The 14912-nt window shown below is 66.5% G+C and carries 18 protein-coding genes; 9 read left to right on the top strand and 9 right to left on the bottom strand.

The genetic code is table 11. The features are described 5' to 3' along the window. Positions 1-1198: 1198 nt before the first annotated feature. The 5 genes from ACQXVK_RS13840 to ACQXVK_RS13820 form a co-directional block, all read right to left on the bottom strand. Positions 1199-1942 (bottom strand): MT-A70 family methyltransferase, encoded by a 744-nt coding sequence (locus ACQXVK_RS13840; protein WP_430853920.1) that lies wholly within the window; start codon positions 1940-1942, stop codon positions 1199-1201. A 70-nt stretch (positions 1943-2012) separates the two neighbouring features. After that, a complete protein-coding gene (locus ACQXVK_RS13835; RefSeq protein WP_430853919.1) occupies positions 2013-2813 on the bottom strand; it encodes a BglII/BstYI family type II restriction endonuclease in 801 nt (266 codons plus the stop codon). Positions 2814-3383: 570 nt separating this feature from the next. After that, positions 3384-4820 carry a PTS transporter subunit EIIC gene (locus tag ACQXVK_RS13830; protein ID WP_430853918.1) on the bottom strand — a complete coding sequence of 479 codons (1437 nt, stop codon included), beginning with the start codon at positions 4818-4820 and terminating at the stop codon, positions 3384-3386. A gap of 47 nt (positions 4821-4867) precedes the next feature. After that, a complete protein-coding gene (gene murQ / locus ACQXVK_RS13825; protein WP_430853917.1) occupies positions 4868-5779 on the bottom strand; it encodes an N-acetylmuramic acid 6-phosphate etherase in 912 nt (303 codons plus the stop codon). Between the two features lie 10 nt (positions 5780-5789). After that, complete coding sequence (locus ACQXVK_RS13820; RefSeq protein WP_430853916.1) at positions 5790-6677, bottom strand: MurR/RpiR family transcriptional regulator; 888 nt, start codon at positions 6675-6677, stop codon at positions 5790-5792. 148 nt (positions 6678-6825) lie between these two features. Here ACQXVK_RS13820 and ACQXVK_RS13815 point away from each other — a divergent pair, with 148 nt between their 5' ends. From ACQXVK_RS13815 to ACQXVK_RS13780, 8 genes are all read left to right on the top strand, one after another. Then, entirely contained in the window at positions 6826-7095 is a 270-nt protein-coding gene (locus tag ACQXVK_RS13815) for a hypothetical protein (protein ID WP_430853915.1), read from the top strand. After that, complete coding sequence (locus ACQXVK_RS13810; protein WP_430853914.1) at positions 7092-8969, top strand: alpha/beta hydrolase; 1878 nt, start codon at positions 7092-7094, stop codon at positions 8967-8969. Before ACQXVK_RS13815 ends, ACQXVK_RS13810 begins: the two co-directional genes overlap by 4 nt. Positions 8970-9069: 100 nt before the next feature. Beyond that, entirely contained in the window at positions 9070-9522 is a 453-nt protein-coding gene (locus ACQXVK_RS13805; protein ID WP_416394476.1) for a hypothetical protein, read from the top strand. Continuing rightward, entirely contained in the window at positions 9522-10115 is a 594-nt protein-coding gene (locus ACQXVK_RS13800) for a hypothetical protein (protein WP_430853913.1), read from the top strand. Before ACQXVK_RS13805 ends, ACQXVK_RS13800 begins: the two co-directional genes overlap by 1 nt. Positions 10116-10252: 137 nt before the next feature. Beyond that, entirely contained in the window at positions 10253-10753 is a 501-nt protein-coding gene (locus tag ACQXVK_RS13795; protein WP_430853912.1) for a hypothetical protein, read from the top strand. 128 nt (positions 10754-10881) lie between these two features. Beyond that, positions 10882-11382 carry a hypothetical protein gene (locus tag ACQXVK_RS13790; protein ID WP_430853911.1) on the top strand — a complete coding sequence of 167 codons (501 nt, stop codon included), beginning with the start codon at positions 10882-10884 and terminating at the stop codon, positions 11380-11382. A 113-nt stretch (positions 11383-11495) separates the two neighbouring features. Continuing rightward, the gene (locus ACQXVK_RS13785; RefSeq protein WP_430853910.1) at positions 11496-11942 is read left to right on the top strand and encodes a hypothetical protein; all 447 of its coding nucleotides are present in this window, start codon (positions 11496-11498) and stop codon (positions 11940-11942) included. Between the two features lie 88 nt (positions 11943-12030). Beyond that, positions 12031-12264, top strand: coding sequence for a hypothetical protein (locus tag ACQXVK_RS13780; RefSeq protein ID WP_430853909.1), 234 nt, complete (start codon positions 12031-12033; stop codon positions 12262-12264). A gap of 716 nt (positions 12265-12980) precedes the next feature. Here the strand turns inward: ACQXVK_RS13780 and ACQXVK_RS13775 are convergent. The 4 genes from ACQXVK_RS13775 to ACQXVK_RS13760 all read right to left on the bottom strand — a co-directional run bounded on the left by ACQXVK_RS13775 (position 12981) and on the right by ACQXVK_RS13760 (position 14468). Beyond that, positions 12981-13103, bottom strand: a complete 123-nt coding sequence (locus ACQXVK_RS13775; protein ID WP_430853908.1) for a hypothetical protein — start codon at positions 13101-13103, stop codon at positions 12981-12983. Between the two features lie 75 nt (positions 13104-13178). Beyond that, positions 13179-13355: a hypothetical protein gene (locus ACQXVK_RS13770; RefSeq protein WP_430853907.1), complete on the bottom strand. Its 177-nt coding sequence runs from the start codon at positions 13353-13355 to the stop codon at positions 13179-13181. Positions 13356-13518: 163 nt separating this feature from the next. After that, the gene (locus ACQXVK_RS13765) at positions 13519-13995 is read right to left on the bottom strand and encodes a DUF4395 domain-containing protein (protein WP_430853906.1); all 477 of its coding nucleotides are present in this window, start codon (positions 13993-13995) and stop codon (positions 13519-13521) included. After that, positions 13992-14468 (bottom strand): thioredoxin family protein, encoded by a 477-nt coding sequence (locus ACQXVK_RS13760; protein WP_430853905.1) that lies wholly within the window; start codon positions 14466-14468, stop codon positions 13992-13994. The genes ACQXVK_RS13765 and ACQXVK_RS13760 overlap by 4 nt, the downstream gene beginning before the upstream one ends. Before the next feature lie 205 nt (positions 14469-14673). Here ACQXVK_RS13760 and ACQXVK_RS13755 point away from each other — a divergent pair, with 205 nt between their 5' ends. Continuing rightward, entirely contained in the window at positions 14674-14907 is a 234-nt protein-coding gene (locus ACQXVK_RS13755) for a DUF1653 domain-containing protein (protein WP_430853904.1), read from the top strand. Positions 14908-14912: the final 5 nt, after the last annotated feature.

The raw sequence follows: 14912 nt of genomic DNA, 5'->3' as shown, positions 1-14912 counted from the left end.
TAGCGGAATATTGTGCAGCTTCGGCCTACCTGCACACCGCGGACGCCCTGAGTTATTTGGGGCGGGCCGTCAGCGCGTACATCGCGGGGGCGCGACAGGTTGCCATTCATCTCTTTTACTATTCTGAGCTGCGGAGCGTTCACGCCATGCTCGCTCGCGACGGCATTGTGGTTATGAACGGCACTTCAATAAGTCTCACATCCGCTACTAGTGCTGTTGGCCTAAAACCCCTTCTGGAAAATGCTGCGACTCATCGTGCGACCTGGGATATATTCTCTGCCTGGGCTGCTGAAAAGTCTGGTGACTTGCTAAAAGAGATTGTCCGAGTCGGTGGTCGAACTCTGGATGAGTGGGCCGGGGCATGGAAGACCGCTGGAGCGTCTGAAGCTATATTCAAGGACTTGATCCTGACTTGGGGACTCGACCTTGACAATCTTCAAGCAGATCGAGACGTACGGAACGTTGCGTCCTATGAGCCTTCTGGTTTAGCCCCCGCTCAGGAAACTGAGGGCGCACAGGGAGCGTCATGGCTAGTAGAAGAGATGTGGCGCGTGTTCGAACCGAGCGGCAACGGTAACTTCGAGAAGTTCGACTTGCACATAGTGCGAGACATTCTGGAGGCACTAAAGCGCGCATCGTTCCTGTCGGGGCAAGCCGAGAACAGCCCCGGGCTCTCGGCAGCTGAGGTAGTTTCTGTTCTTTCGGAGCTTGGCTTAGAAACGTCTCATCAGTCGCTCATGGGGTTCTTCGCGGTCCCTCGCGGCCAGCGACTCTTGGATCGCACTGCGGAGGTGCACTCCCTCGAGGGCCAAGTGGACGACCGATTGATCGCGGCGGTCGCTTCGCGTGCCGTCGCTTTGATTAGACTCGCATTGGGGTCTGTCGGAAGTCTAAGCCGGAACAGCGGCGTGAGTCCTGAGGAACTCGATTTTTGGGCACGAGACTTATTGGATCTCCGGGGCATAGATTCGGAAGCGGCAGCAATTGACTTATGGTCGGAGATATCGGAAGCCTTGGAGGACGTGGGGATGTTCGGCGATCTGCTGGCAGCGCCGCCGATTAGCAGCGTCGGGCGTTGGGGACCTGCCGCTCAAACGCTGAGTACGACAGAGAGGGTGGTTCGCTGGGTCCAGGCCGCGTAATCTGACTACATCGGCCTGACATAACAAGGTCGCTGGAAGCTGATAGATTGCGACGATTAGGACGTCAGTCGTCCAGCTGGTTTGGTAGGAATTGCGTCGGGTGTGTACCCGCGGTGCTGTTGACCGCGAGGTTTGACGTCGTCTGCGGCCTCATCCCCGAACACGTGCCAGTCGTCCGAATGGCGGTAACGTGCGAACATCTCGAGGTAGGGTCCCGGGCTACAACGTTCGATAAGGTCGTATTGTTCGTCTGGCTTTCGCGAGTGCTCCCGCTTTTGGGTCTCAATGATATTCACTTGCGACCGGGCTGGGGCGAGTGTCCGCATTGAGCCTCGAACGCCGAACAAGATAAGTTCGGTCGTGTTGCGAAAGTAGAAGCCAACTCCTCGCCCATCCGGACCACCGTCTTTACGACGTTTAGCCCAGACGAGATTCGAAATGTACCGAAATCCCCAGGCCTGCATCACTTGTAAGCCCTCCGGCAGAAGAGCGTTCGGCACCCACATGTAGAGGTGTGAGTTATCTGCGACGTGGTCCGCGACTGGCAATGCCTTTATCTCATCAAGGTGCATCGTGTCGTACCTGTCGAGTCGCCTGTGCTCTGGCGCGACCTTGCCTGTCCGGTTGGTGAACCTCCACGGCGGATCGGCGAGCACCGTTTTGAAGCCTCCTTCGACTACCGGGATGGTGAGCGCCGGACGCGGATGCGCCTCGGTCCTGAGGGGGCGCGCTCTGTTGGGCGCTGACGCTGAGTCAGACGCGGGGCTCGCGTTGAGCTCGGGGACTTCGGTGGTGCTCATGCTGCAACCTCTCTTCTGGCTCCTACAACCCTACGGGAGGGCGCCGACAAGCTCTGACCTGTGGGGGGTGTCAGTGGAACGCTCGGCCGTCCCACGTGGCGCGGGAGATGCCGATGGAGAGGATCGGGCACCCCCCGCCGTCTCCTCGTTTCATCCGCTGTTCGAGTTTCGGGAGGTTCGTCGTCGTTGACGTGCCGAGACGGGAAACGTTCTGGCCCTTCTCCCGAAGTTTGGCGAGTCGCTGTCTGACTTCGAGAACCACGTCTGTGGTAGTCCGTAACGTCGTCGCCGCGTGACTGTCAGTTGCTTGGTCGAATTCATTTATCAGTTCAAGTTCAAGTTTCCGAAGGTCTTCCTGGGTCCTCGTGATTAGAATGGCCCCGTCGATGAAGCCTGCCTCATACAATGCACGGTAGCTTGCAACATTGCGATCGAGGTTGCCATCTTTGGCATTCCATTCGGTGTCTCCTGCGATGCCGCGGTCTCCACTTTCAGTGCGCTTGACCCAGTCGGCTTTATAGCCTTCGAACTCGACGATTTCCGAGTCGATGCGGCGAACGGATGATTCGCCGGCTCCCGAGTAAGGGAAGACGACAAGAGTATTGCGGATCGATGAGTCCACTCGTGCTTCTCGCCAACCGAGGGTGCGGAAAGAATCGTTGAGATATTGAGGGACAAGAGACTCGTTGCGACCGGGTAGGAGAAGCATGCCAGAGGTTAATTCAAAGTCACGGATGACGTCGACTACCTCCTTGAAAGCTTCGGGGTTTGTGCTGTTGAGAACCGCTGAAGCGTTGCGGGTCTCACGCCATTCGTAGCGCTCGAGCACGTCCGCAGGAAGAACCGAATTGAAGGATTTCGTCAGCTGCACCGGTCTAGGATAGCTCATATACTATTGGTGACCCGAATTTCTGACTTGGTCCGAGCGTTGTTAAGGTGGGACGACGCGTTCGTAAGCGGTGTGTTTCTCGCTGCGCTGCCCGATCAGTTGGCTCGTTGCGAAGGGATCGCCCCATCGTTCGTAAATGAGCTGAGTTTGTCTCGTCGTCTCTATCGTGCTGTGGGGACTGCATTCTGCCGAAGTTCATGGCTTTCGTCGATCGTCCATGACTCAGGGGGGCGACAGCTGGGCAAGCTGCGGAGCCCCGACCTGGCCCATTCGCAGGCAGGCTTTGCGGTCCACTTTGGTGTGGATCTCAAGAACAGCCAATCCGGCTGGCGTGCGGTGCAATTGGTCAACGCAAGCCTGACTGTCGATTGCCTGATTCGATGAAGCTCTTCGGGAACGCGGGCGCGACGCGCGGTCTCGCCTATCGATCGTGTCGGGCCATCTGCGTGTCCTCTCTTGAATCAGGTAGCAACGCGAGGACGACGTGCGGTGCTTGCGCGCTTGTCTGCGGGCGCAAATGCGATTTTGACTTGCGTTCGACGTCAGCGATTGCTACACCGTCCTCGGTGAGGGCTGCTCCTCGAGATCCGCCCGCACCGACCCTGACCCCCCGAACACCATCGTCGCCACGAACCCCACGACGTACGCCACCACGAGCCCCGACCCGTACCCGAGCAACGCCCAGCCGTAGCCGGACGACCCGTTCAGCAGCGGGATGAGCGACAGGTCCGACGCCCCGATGGCGATCGCCCCCACGGAGTGCCCGAGCTGGTCGAACAGCCCGACGACCCCGCCACCGAACGCCCCACCGATGCACGCGGTGATGAACGGCCGCCCGAGGGGGAGCGTCACACCGTAGATCAGCGGCTCGCCGACCCCGAGGAAGCCAGCTGGCAGCGCCCCACGGATCGTCCGGACGAGCGACTCGTTCGACCGGAACCGCACCCACAGCGCGATGCACGCACCGATCTGCCCGGCACCACCCATCGCCAGCACGGGCAGCAGCACGGTCCACCCGGTCTGCTCGATGAGCGTGGCGTGGATCGGGATGAGCCCCTGGTGCATGCCGGTCATGACGAGCGGCAGGAAGAGCCCGCCGAGGACGAAGCCGGCGAAGGCCCCGCCGTTCGCGAGCAGCCAGGTCGCCGCGGTGCCGATGGCGACGGAGACGACGCCGGCGACGGACATCAGGATGCCGAGCGTCACGGACCCGGCGACGAGCACGGTCACGGTCGGCACGGCGATGAGCGCCATGACGTCGGGCGTGACCTTCCGCATGAAGCGCTCCACGTACGCCGCGAGGATGCCGCCCGCCAGCGCTCCGAGCACACCGCCCTGCCCGGGCGCCAGGGTCTCGCCGAACATGGTGACGTTCGCGACGCCGGCGGCGACGATGATGCCGCCGACGGCACCGCCGAGGATGGGTGTCCCACCGAACTCCTTCGCAGCGTTCATCCCGACGAACACCGCGAGCAGGGACAGGAACCCGCTGGACAGCACGCCGAGGAACGGCGTCACCCCGGGCAACCACCCGAGGTTCGTCAGGATGCCGTTGATCCCGGCGATGAGCCCGCACGCGATCAACGCCGGGATGAGCGGGATGAAGATGGCGGAGATGCGACGGATGGCGCGCATGGTGCGGCCGTCGGACCGGGCACGGGCGGATGCCTTGATCGACGCGCCCCGCGCCGCCAGCTCCTCGGGCGACACCGAAGCCGAGGACGCGCCCGGAACAGGAGCAGCACGCAACGACTCCAACGAGTCAGCCACCCGGTCCACGAGCCCCGGCCCGAGCACGATCTGCAGGTTCGACCCGGCGGCGATCGCGGCCATGACCCCGTCGGTGGCCTGCAACGCCGGCAGGTCGACCGAACCGGGGGACGCTACCTCGACCCGGAGTCGGGTCATGCAGTTCTCGACGTCGGCGATGTTCGAGGACCCGCCGACGGTGTCGAGGATCTGTTGTGCGAGTTGCTGTGCATCGGCCATTGATGGTGCTCCTCGGGGGAAAGGAATCGGACTGAGAAGGGAAGGAGTCAGGAGATGACGGCTCGGAGCGACCCGTCGGCAGCAGCGAGCTGCGCCCGGACCGACGGAGCGGACGACCCGGTGAGGATCATCGCGATGGCCGTCTTGACCTCGCCGTCGGCGCCATCGAGAGCGGCGGCGACGTCAGCGGAAGCAGCTCCGGTCACGTCCTGCACGAGCGAGAACGACCGGGCGACGAGCTTCTCGTTCGTCGCACGCACGTCGACCATCCGGTTGCCGTACGTCTTGTTGCTGCGAACCATCGCGAGCGTGGTGAGCATGTTGCAGACGAGCTTCTGCGCGGTCCCCGCCTTCAGGCGGGTCGACCCGGCGATGAACTCGGGACCGACGACGACGTCGATGGCGATGTCGGCCTCCCGCCCTGCGGCCGAGTCGGGATTGCACGCGACGGAGACGGACAGGGCGGACCTGCGCCGCGCCTCCAGGACGGCCGCGATGACGTAGGGCGTCCTGCCGGACGCGCTGATCCCGACGACCACGTCGTCGGCCGACAGGCCGAGCGCGTCGAGGTCGCGGATGGCGGCTGCTTCGTCGTCCTCGGCGCCCTCGACGGCGGTGGTGAGGGCGACGTCGCCGCCGGCGATGACGCCGACGACCTGCGAGGGGTCGGTACCGAAGGTGGGTGGGCACTCGCTGGCGTCGAGGACGCCGAGCCGGCCCGGCGTGCCGGCGCCGACGTAGATCAGGCGGCCGCCGCGTCGGAAGGCAGCGGCGATCGAGTCGGCGGCGAGGGCGATGGCCGGGAGGCACGGCTCGAGTGCCGCGGGCACGCTGCGGTCGAGTGCGTTCATGCGTTGGGCAGCTTCGAGGGTGGAGACGAGGTCGATGTCGTCGAGGGACGAGTCGGTGGCCTCGGTCGCGAGGTGCCGCAGCTCGTCGCGCAGGTCGTGGTGGTGCATGGTGCTCGATTCAGGGACGGTGGTGCGTGCGGACCGCGTGGCGGCTGCGTGCGAGGAGCGTGCGGGATCGGTCGTCGGTGCGCTGGGCGACGACGATGAACAGGGCGTCGACGATGGCGAGCTGGCTCATCCGGCTGCCCATCGCGGCGGGGCGCAGGTCGCTCTCGGCCCCGGCGACCCCGAGCAGCACGTGGTCGGCGTGGTGGGTCAGCGGCGAGGTGGCGTGGCCGGTGATCGCGACGACGGTGGCCTCGTGCATCTTGGCCTCGGTGGCGACCTCGAGCGCCTCGACCGTGGTGCCGGAGTGGCTCGTGATCACGAGGACGTCCTTCGGGCCGAGGACGCTCGCGAGGGTCAGGGCGTTGTGCGGGTCGTCCGCGATCGAGCTCGCGATGCCGATGCGTTCGAGCTTGAGGTGGAGGTCGCGGGCCACGATGCCGCTCGCGCCGACGCCGTACAGGACGACGCGTCGGGCCTCGCTGATGCGGACCGCGGCGGCTTCGAGGGCGATCGGGTCGAGCGTGGCGCGGGTGTCGCTCATCACGGCCCGGACGTCCTCGGTGACCTTGGCGATGACAGTCGCGACGTCGTCATCGACGCTGACGCCCGCGTGGATCTCGGTCTCGCGTCGTTCGTGGATGCCCCGCTCGACGGCCCGGGTCATGCTGCGCTGGAGGGCGGCGAAGTTCGCGAACCCGAGGTGCTGGGCGAAGCGCGAGACGGTGGCGGGGGAGACCCCGGCGCGGTCGGCGAGCTCGGCGGCGCTCGTGGTGGCCGCGGTGCCGGGGTCGTCGAGGACGGCGTCGGCGATCGCGCGCATGCTCGTCGGCATCGTGCCGGACTGGGTCCGGACGAGGGCGAACGCGTCGGCGCGGTCGGTGCGGTCGGCGATGGTCATGAGCTCCATGAAAGCGCATTGCACCGACACTCGCCAGTGCTGCAAGGTACTTTCGTGCTTCGACGTCGCGTCGCGGCTGGTTGTGCGACTGACATATCAGGCTATGCTGGCTGGGCGTTGATGCGTGGAGGGGGCAACGTTGGGGGACTTGACGGTCGATACGTCGGTGATGCACTCGGTGGCGTCGAAGGCGAAGGACGCGGCGGCGGAGTTCGGTTCCGAGCGTGCGCTGTCCGGGGCAGACGGCGGGTGTTTCGGGTCCGACGTCGTGGCGTCGGCGTTCGCGTCGTCGGCACGGGCGCAGGACGCGATGGTCCGCTCGCTCGGTGATGACGCGGACACGCTGAGCCAGTTCGTGCAGGACGCTGCTTCGGAGATGGAGCAGGCGGACGCGGGTCTGGCGGCGAGGCTGCGATGACCGCCGATCCGACAGCGGGTGACCCGGACGGGATCCGTCGGCTCGCGCGCTTGCACACGCAGCACGCCGACGCGGTCCGTGCGGGGGCTCGACACGTGGTGGACGCTGCCGCGGCGGCGCAGTCGGGTTGGACCGGGAAGGCGCAGGAGCGGTTCGTCGCGGTGGCGGCTACGGTGCCGGCGAGCGCGCAGCGCGTCGCGGCGCGACTCGATGAGGCTGCGTCGGCGCTGGACACGTACGCGAGCGAGGTCCAGCGGATCCAGGACGAGGCACACCGCGTGCAGACCGCTCAGCAGGCCGCGGCCGATGACGTTGCGGCGAACGCCAGCGCGATCCGCCGGGCCACTGCGACGGCGCAGAGCGCGGACGCGGTGGAGTCGGACACGGCGAAACTCCAGCAGTTGCAGAGCGGAGCGGCGAGCCTTGCTGGGCTGCAGGGGCGGCTGTCGGCGCAGTGGGACGAGTTGGTGACGCGGCGCGACGCTGCCGATCGACAGGTTGCCTCGGCTCTGGAAGCACCGGAGGTCGTCGGCAAGCTGCAGTCCGCTGCTGCCGTGGCGAAGATGAGTGACGGGCAGTTCCTCACGTGGCTCGGCTCGCTCGACAAGGAGTCGATCGCCGCGTTGCAGGACGATCCGACGATTGCTGCACGCTTGGCGCGCATGGACGCGCAGGACGTGGCGGCGTGGTGGACGGCGATGTCCGGTCCGGACGGTGCTCACTCCGCTGAGCAAGATGCGTTCGTCGCGGCGATCCCGGCGGCGCTCGGGAACCTGAACGGGGTCGCCTACTGGGCGAGGGCGCGAGCGAACTCGAGCGTGCTCGCGGACAAGCTGTCCGAAGCGAAGCAGAAGACGTCGTACTGGGAGAAGCAGTTGAAGAGCGCTTCGAGCCCCGCGGCCGCTGCGGCTGCGAGAGCACAGCTCCAGACCTGGCAGCGGCAGCGCGACGGATACCAGAACATCCAGACAGCGTCGAAGAAGAAGCCTGTCTCGCTCATCTCGCTCGTCGATGATCGGCCCCCGTTGGCTCAGATCGTCTCGGGCGACATGGACAAGGCGACGCATGTGACCTACATCGTGCCCGGAATGAACACGGCGACCTACCAGGACGGCACCGTGAGTAACTATGCGGCGATCGCCAGCGGCTTGCGCAGCCGCCAGGCCGCGGTGAGCAATGCACTGCCCGCCGACGTCGCGGTGGTCTCGTGGATCGGCTACCACGGGCCCATGGCAGATGACCTGTCGTTCGCATCAGTCGTGGCGAACGGTCGAGCGCACACGGGTGCTGACGCCCTCGCCGCCGACTTGAACGGCTTCGATGCGGTCCGTGCAGCCTCCGGGAACGACGCGGACTTGTCTGTCGTCGCGCACTCGTACGGCACGAACGTGGCGACCATAGCGCTGACGGAGACCCACGCTGACCACGTCGTGCTCCTCGGGTCCGCCGGCGTCACGGACGTCGCGCCGAACGCCGACGCGCTGAAGGTGTCGAAAGGTGAAGTGTTCGCGAGCCAGGGAGCGAAAGACGGATGGGCGATCACCGGGCAGAACCTGTCAGGCCGGCAGGATCCCACGGACCCGACGTGGGGAGCCCATGATTTCAGCTCGGAGACGCAAGGGTCCGGTGCTGACACGCTCCACGGCGTCACCCATCACGGCCCGTACGACGGCCGCGATGGGAACGATCAAGGGCAGTACTCGTACTTCGACAACAACACGACCGCGCAGTACAACACCGCGAAGGCGACGATGGGTCTGGGTGATCAGATTCCCGAAGACGGTGCCCCGTTCGATCGAATGCGGCAGCAGACGAAGGACAATTGGTTCATGTACCACTGGCAGACAGGACTCACCGGTGACCCCACGCTGTAGGCGCTTGACACTGATGGGCGCGATCGCCACCTCCGCAGTGCTCCTCTTGACCGCATGCTCCGACACTGGTCCGCATGCTCCTGCCAGTAAGGACTCCTCGATGACCCCCGAACAGTCCCACGAGAACGTGATGAGCATCTTCCGAGCCGTGAAGTCGGTGGTCGGAGAGGAGGGTTGGGACGAGGGAACAGTGTCGGAATGGAACGACTGTTCGTCAAACGGCGATGACGGTGCTCAGTTCACGCTCACGGCCATCCGGAAGCATCCGTTGCCCTCGGCACCCGATGAGGTGACCCGAGATGTCGCCAAGGCATTGCAGGCAGACGTGGGGTTGGACGGTGTTCCGGTGCAGCATGACGACACGCTGCGTCCTCCGCGCACGGTCGTGTCCTACCCCAACGGCTACAACGGCGGGACCGCCGCGGACGGGTTCGGCGTGGAGTTCCAGTCAGGCACAGACTTCGCCAGCCTCCTCGTGTGGGGACATTGCGTACCGGGGGAAGTGCCGGATCTCGGTACCCAGCTGAATCCGCGCCCCACCGATCTCCCGTAGTGCAACTCGGCGCAGTGGTCAGGCGCAGATCACCGATGGGCGGACCTCGGCGCTTCGCCGCGCTCGCAGGAGCAGTCGTCGTCGCCACCTTCGTCGCGTCGTGCGGTGCGGGCCGCCCGCACGATCCCGCCAGCGTTGACGCGACGATGAACATCGAAGAATCCCACCAAGACGTTCTCAAGGTCGTCGCCGCGGTCCAGGGCGTCGTCGGGAAGGATGGTTGGGCTGACGACGATGCGGGCTGGAACATCTGCAGCAGTGGCGGGACTGCCGCTGCGCAGTACACGTACGCAACGACGCGCAAGCTTCCATTGCCTGGTACTCCTGACGACGTCGCGAGGAAGGTCGCGCAAGCACTGGACGCGATCGGCTACGAAGGAGCGCGCGTGCAGCACGAAACGACGCTGACACCAAAACGCACGGTGATCGGGTACCCGAACGGCTACAACGGAGGTACTGCACCGGACAAGTTCGGTATTCAGTTCGGGGTCAACGACGGATACGCCGACCTCTCGGTGTACGGACACTGCGTGCCCGGCAACGTGCCGAAGCTCGGCAGCTCCTTGAATCCTCGACCCACCGACCTCCCGTGATGCGGCTCACCACCCCACGCCGACGCGGCGCTCGTTACGAAGCTCGGGCAGTCCCCGTGCGGCGCCGTGTGTCGGAGATCCAACATCGTGGCCGAGGCGCTTTCGGGCTCGCGATCGCGATCTCTTCGGCTCTCGTCGTGACCAGCTGTTCGGGCGCGGACCCGTCCGCCGAGGCGACCAAAGACTCGACAATGACCCCGCAACAGGCTCATCGGAACGTCAACGACGTGTTCGACACGATCAAGGGCGTGGTGGGTGAGGACGGATGGGACGACGACTTCGAGTCGTCATGGGATTCCTGCCCGGCACCGTCCGGCACCTCGCAGTTCAGCTTGTATGCAGCGCGCCGGTTGCCCCTGAGCGACTCACCCGATGCGGTGACGAAGCGGGTCGCCGCTGCGCTCGAAGCCTCCGGCTACGACGATGTGCGTGTCCAGCACGACACGACTCTGCAGCCACCGAGGACCGTGATCGGGTATCCGAACGGGTACAACGGCGGCACCGCGCACGACGGATTCGGAATTCAGTTCCAGTCCGGCACTGACTACGCGGCGACGATCATCTCCGGCCACTGCATCCCCGGCGAGCCGCCGAAGCTCGGAACCCCGCTGAACCCGAGTCCCACGGATGTGCCGTAGTGCGATACGCCGCTGCGAGCCTTCGGAAGGGTCGGTGGGTCGCGGGTGCGTTCAGCGCACTCGTCGCGATCCTCATCACCGGCTGCTCCGACACGGAACCTCACGCCCCAGCGAGCAAGGACTCATCCATGACGGTGCAGGAGTCACATCAAAACGTGCTCGACATCTTTGCCGCGATCACGTCGGTCGTCGGAGAGGACGGTTGGGCCGAGGGGACCGAGTCTGAATGGAACGGCTGCTCCTCGCAGAGCGGAGCGGGCGCGCAATTCATGCTCACCGCGATCCGGAACCAGCCGCTCCCTGGCACGCCGGAGGATCTGACGAAGCAGGTCGCAGAGACGCTCGGATCGAAGCTGGGCATGAAGGGCATCCGAGTCCAGCACGATGAGACGCTGTCGCCTCGCCGGACGGTCATCGGGTATCCGAACGGCTACAACGGCGGGACCGCTGCCGATGGGTACGGGCTGCAGTTCCAGACCGATCCTGGTTTCGTCGGCGTGATCATCTACGGGCACTGCGTACCCGGGGGCCCGCCCAAGCTCGGGACGCCGTTGAATCCCCGCCCTGCCGATCTCTGGCAGGAGCGGGCGTCGGTTCACGTTCGAGTGGCAGACAGGACGGACCGGTGAATCGAGATGCTCGTCGTTGGCTTCCGACAACGACCGTGGTCGGGATCGTCGCGTTGCTCATCGGCGGCTGCGCGGGAGCGGGGCCGCACACACCTGCTGAGAAGGACTCGTCCATGACGGTCGCACAGTCTCACCGAGACGTGCTGAACATCTTCGCGGCGGTTCAGTCCGTCGTCGGGAAGGACGGCTGGAGCGATGAGCAGCCAGCCTGGTTCATCTGCGGAAGGGGTGGGCATGATGCAGCTCAGTACACGTACTCGGCCACTCGCAAACTGCCTCTCCCCACCACTCCGGACGAGCTGGCGAAGCGCGTCGCCGATGCTCTCGACGAGATCGGCTACGGCGGAGCTCGGGTGGAGCACGATGACACGCTCACCCCGCCGCGACCGGTCATCGCGTACCCGAACGGCTACAACAGGGGAGCGGCTGCTGACGGCTTCCTCGTGGAGTTCCAGGCCTTCGATTCCTACGCTGATGTGTCGATCACGGGACATTGCGTCAGCGGAAAGGCTCCGAAGTTCGGGACGCCGTTGAACCCTCGGCCGACCGACCTTCCGTGAGCATGGCGCAGCGGCCGTCGACGCGGCAACGGGAGAGGACTGTTCGTCATGGAGATTAGAAGCACCAGTGATGGCACGCCGTAGGTGCTTGGCCGTCATCGTCGCGCTGCTTGGGTCCAGCGCAGCCTTGCTGACCTCGTGCGCCGACAACGGTCCGCATGCTCCGGCGAGTGAGGGCTCCTCCATGACCCCCGAGCAATCACACAAGAACGTGCTGGACATCTTCGAGGCGGTGAAGTCGGTCGTCGGCGAAGACGGCTGGGAGGCGGGAACGCAGTCGAATTGGCTCGGGTGCTCCTCGAACGGTGAGGACGCCGCATAGTTCTCGCTCGTCGCCATCCGCAAGCATCCGTTGCCCGCGGCACCCGATGAGGTGACTCGAGACGTCGCGAAGGCGTTGCAGACCGACGTGGGGTTGGGCGGCGTTCCCGTGCAGCACGACGACACCCTGCGTCCGCCACGGACGGTCGTGTCGTACCCCAACGGCTACAACGGTGGGACTGCTGCGGACGGGTTCGGCGTGGAGTTCCAGTCCGGGACGGACTTCGCCAGCCTCATCGTGTGGGGACACTGCGTGCCCGGGGAAGTGCCGGACCTCGGCACCCCTCTGAATCCGCGCCCCACCGATCTCCCGTAGTGCAGCTCGCCGGAGCCGTCGCACGTTCGTGAGCAGAAATGGTCGGTTCGCAATCGAGAACGCGACCACTTCTGCTCACCAAGCGGGCGGCCTCAGGCACGCCGGTAGCGCGTCGCCGGCCTGCCCGGCCCGACGGCCGCGCGCGATCCCGTGTCGACGAGCAGCGGCAGCATCGGCCGGCGTACGAAGCTCGCAAGGAGGGCACCACGAACGCCACGATGTCGTCGTGCCCTGCACGGGTGGCCGAGCCTGCGTGCGGACGACCTGGTCGCGCTGAGCGAGCAGGCGCTCGGGACGCACTGAGCCGTCGCGCGCTCGAACCGTGGCGGCGGAGGATGTCGTGGGGGGATCCTCCGCCGTCACCGACGAGGCGGGGCGAGCCGCGCCTCCAGTCCGTCTGTTCAGAGGGCGCTGCGCGCCCGCTCCACCGCTTCGATGAAGCGAGGGATGCCCCACAGCAGGAAGGTCGGCTCGATCCCGGTCCGCAGGGTGATCCGGACCTTCTTGCGCAGGCCGCTCGACACGTCGTCGAGTCGGGCGATCTCCTCGACGGGGATCCCGAAGTCGGAGCGGGCGAAGTTGAGCGGGTTGGCGGTGAATCAGAGGACCTCGGGCGTGAGGGTGGGGCGCCCGCCGACCTCGATCCGACGGCTCGGGCGGGAGCTGGTCGGGGGCGCGTAGCCGGGGATGATGTCGGACGCGCCGGAGTTCGCGTCGTCAGCGAGGTAGGTCGCGATCTTCTTGAGCAGGACCGTGGAGGCGTCGGTGTACGGCACGGCTACGCCTCCGCGGTCGTGCCGTCGGCGGTCGGGCGCGCTGGTGCAGTGTGTTCCCCCATGCGGTCAGCCTACGAGACCGGTGCGGGGAGGCCGGGAGGCGCGGATCACCTCGACGACGCGACGTGCGTCGCGTGGGTGGGTCGCGCCTCCTGGCCCGTGATCAGGCGGCCGTGCGCTGCCGGAAGACGCCCGCGCGGACCAGCCACACGTAGAGGAGGCAGCCGATGCAGACGTCGAAGACGGCGTTCAGGAACGCGGCGACGAGCGCGATAGCGGCGCCCACCGTGGCGGCGTACGGGACGCCGACGAGCGCGAGGACGAGGGCGAGGGCGGTGATGACGAGGCCGACCTGCTGGGCGAAGGTCGGGGGCTCCGGGGCCTCGAGTTCGGCGGGCGGGGCGAGTCCCGGGCGGACGAACCGGCGGAACAGGGCGCCGTACGGGTGGCGGCGGATGCCGGCGATGCCGCCGATGGCGAAGAGGACGACGATCGCGGCGAGCAGCACGATGCCGGCCGCCCACGTCGCGGGGATCAGGGTGAGGGCGATCGTCGCCGCGAGGAGGACGGTCGTGATGGCGGCGCCGAACCTCGGGGAACGGGGGTCGATGCCGCGGGCGGGGTCGTTCGTGGCGGTCATGGGGACTCGTCTCCGGGGGTCGGTGCTGCTGCTGTCAGGACGGTGTCGAGGGCTGCGGTGAGCTCGGTCGGTCGGGGCGGACCGCCGAACCGGGTGTGCACGGCGCGACTCCGGTCGAGGAGCAGGACGGTGGGGGTCTGCATGACGGCGAAGCGTCGAGCGAGCTCGGGGCGCTCGGCGAGGTCGATCTCGAGGCGCGTGACGCCGGGGTTGGCGGCGGCGACGGCGTCGAGCTGGCGGCGGGTGGCCGGGCAGCGGGCGCACGTCGGCGTGGAGAACTGGACGAGGGTCGCGTCGGTGCCGAACGCCTCGGAGGGGGCGAGGTCGGCGGTGGCTGGGTCCGTGGCGGTGGTGTGTGGGTCACGCGGCTGCGTCCGGCGGGCTCGACCGGTCCGCGAGCGCAGGAGCAGGCCGAGGGCCGTGGCGAGTGCGAGGACTCCCACGAGGACGGCGACGGCCGAGGTGACGGTCATGCCGTGACGGTACGTCCTCCGGTGGCTGTCGGGCATCGAGATGACCGCGTGTGACGGGCCTCGTCGCGTGGGCGCCGGGCAGCGGGCGGGCGGCGGCGGGTGGCGGGCTGCGGGCGGGCGGGCGGGACGCCACGGTTGCGTCGGTGCGTGCCGGCGCGGGCACGGAGCGGAGTCCGGGGACGGTACCGGCCCTAGCATCGGGAGCATGGTCGACGACGTGACGCCCGGACGGTACCGGCACTTCAAGGGTGGGGAGTACGAGGTCGTGCTCGTGGCCCGTGACGTCGAGACGGAGGAGCCGGTGGTCGTCTACCAGGCCCTGTACGGGGAGCGAGGGCACTGGGTGCGGTCGCTCGCGGACTTCACGGCGTGGGTGTCGCGGGACGGGTACGAGGGGCCGAGGTTCGTGCGGACGGGCGGTGTCGGCGGGCAGCCCTAGGCTCG

Source organism: Curtobacterium sp. AB451 (genome assembly GCF_050585845.1).
Classification (GTDB): domain Bacteria; phylum Actinomycetota; class Actinomycetes; order Actinomycetales; family Microbacteriaceae; genus Curtobacterium.
This window is presented reverse-complemented; position numbering and strand designations above follow the sequence as displayed.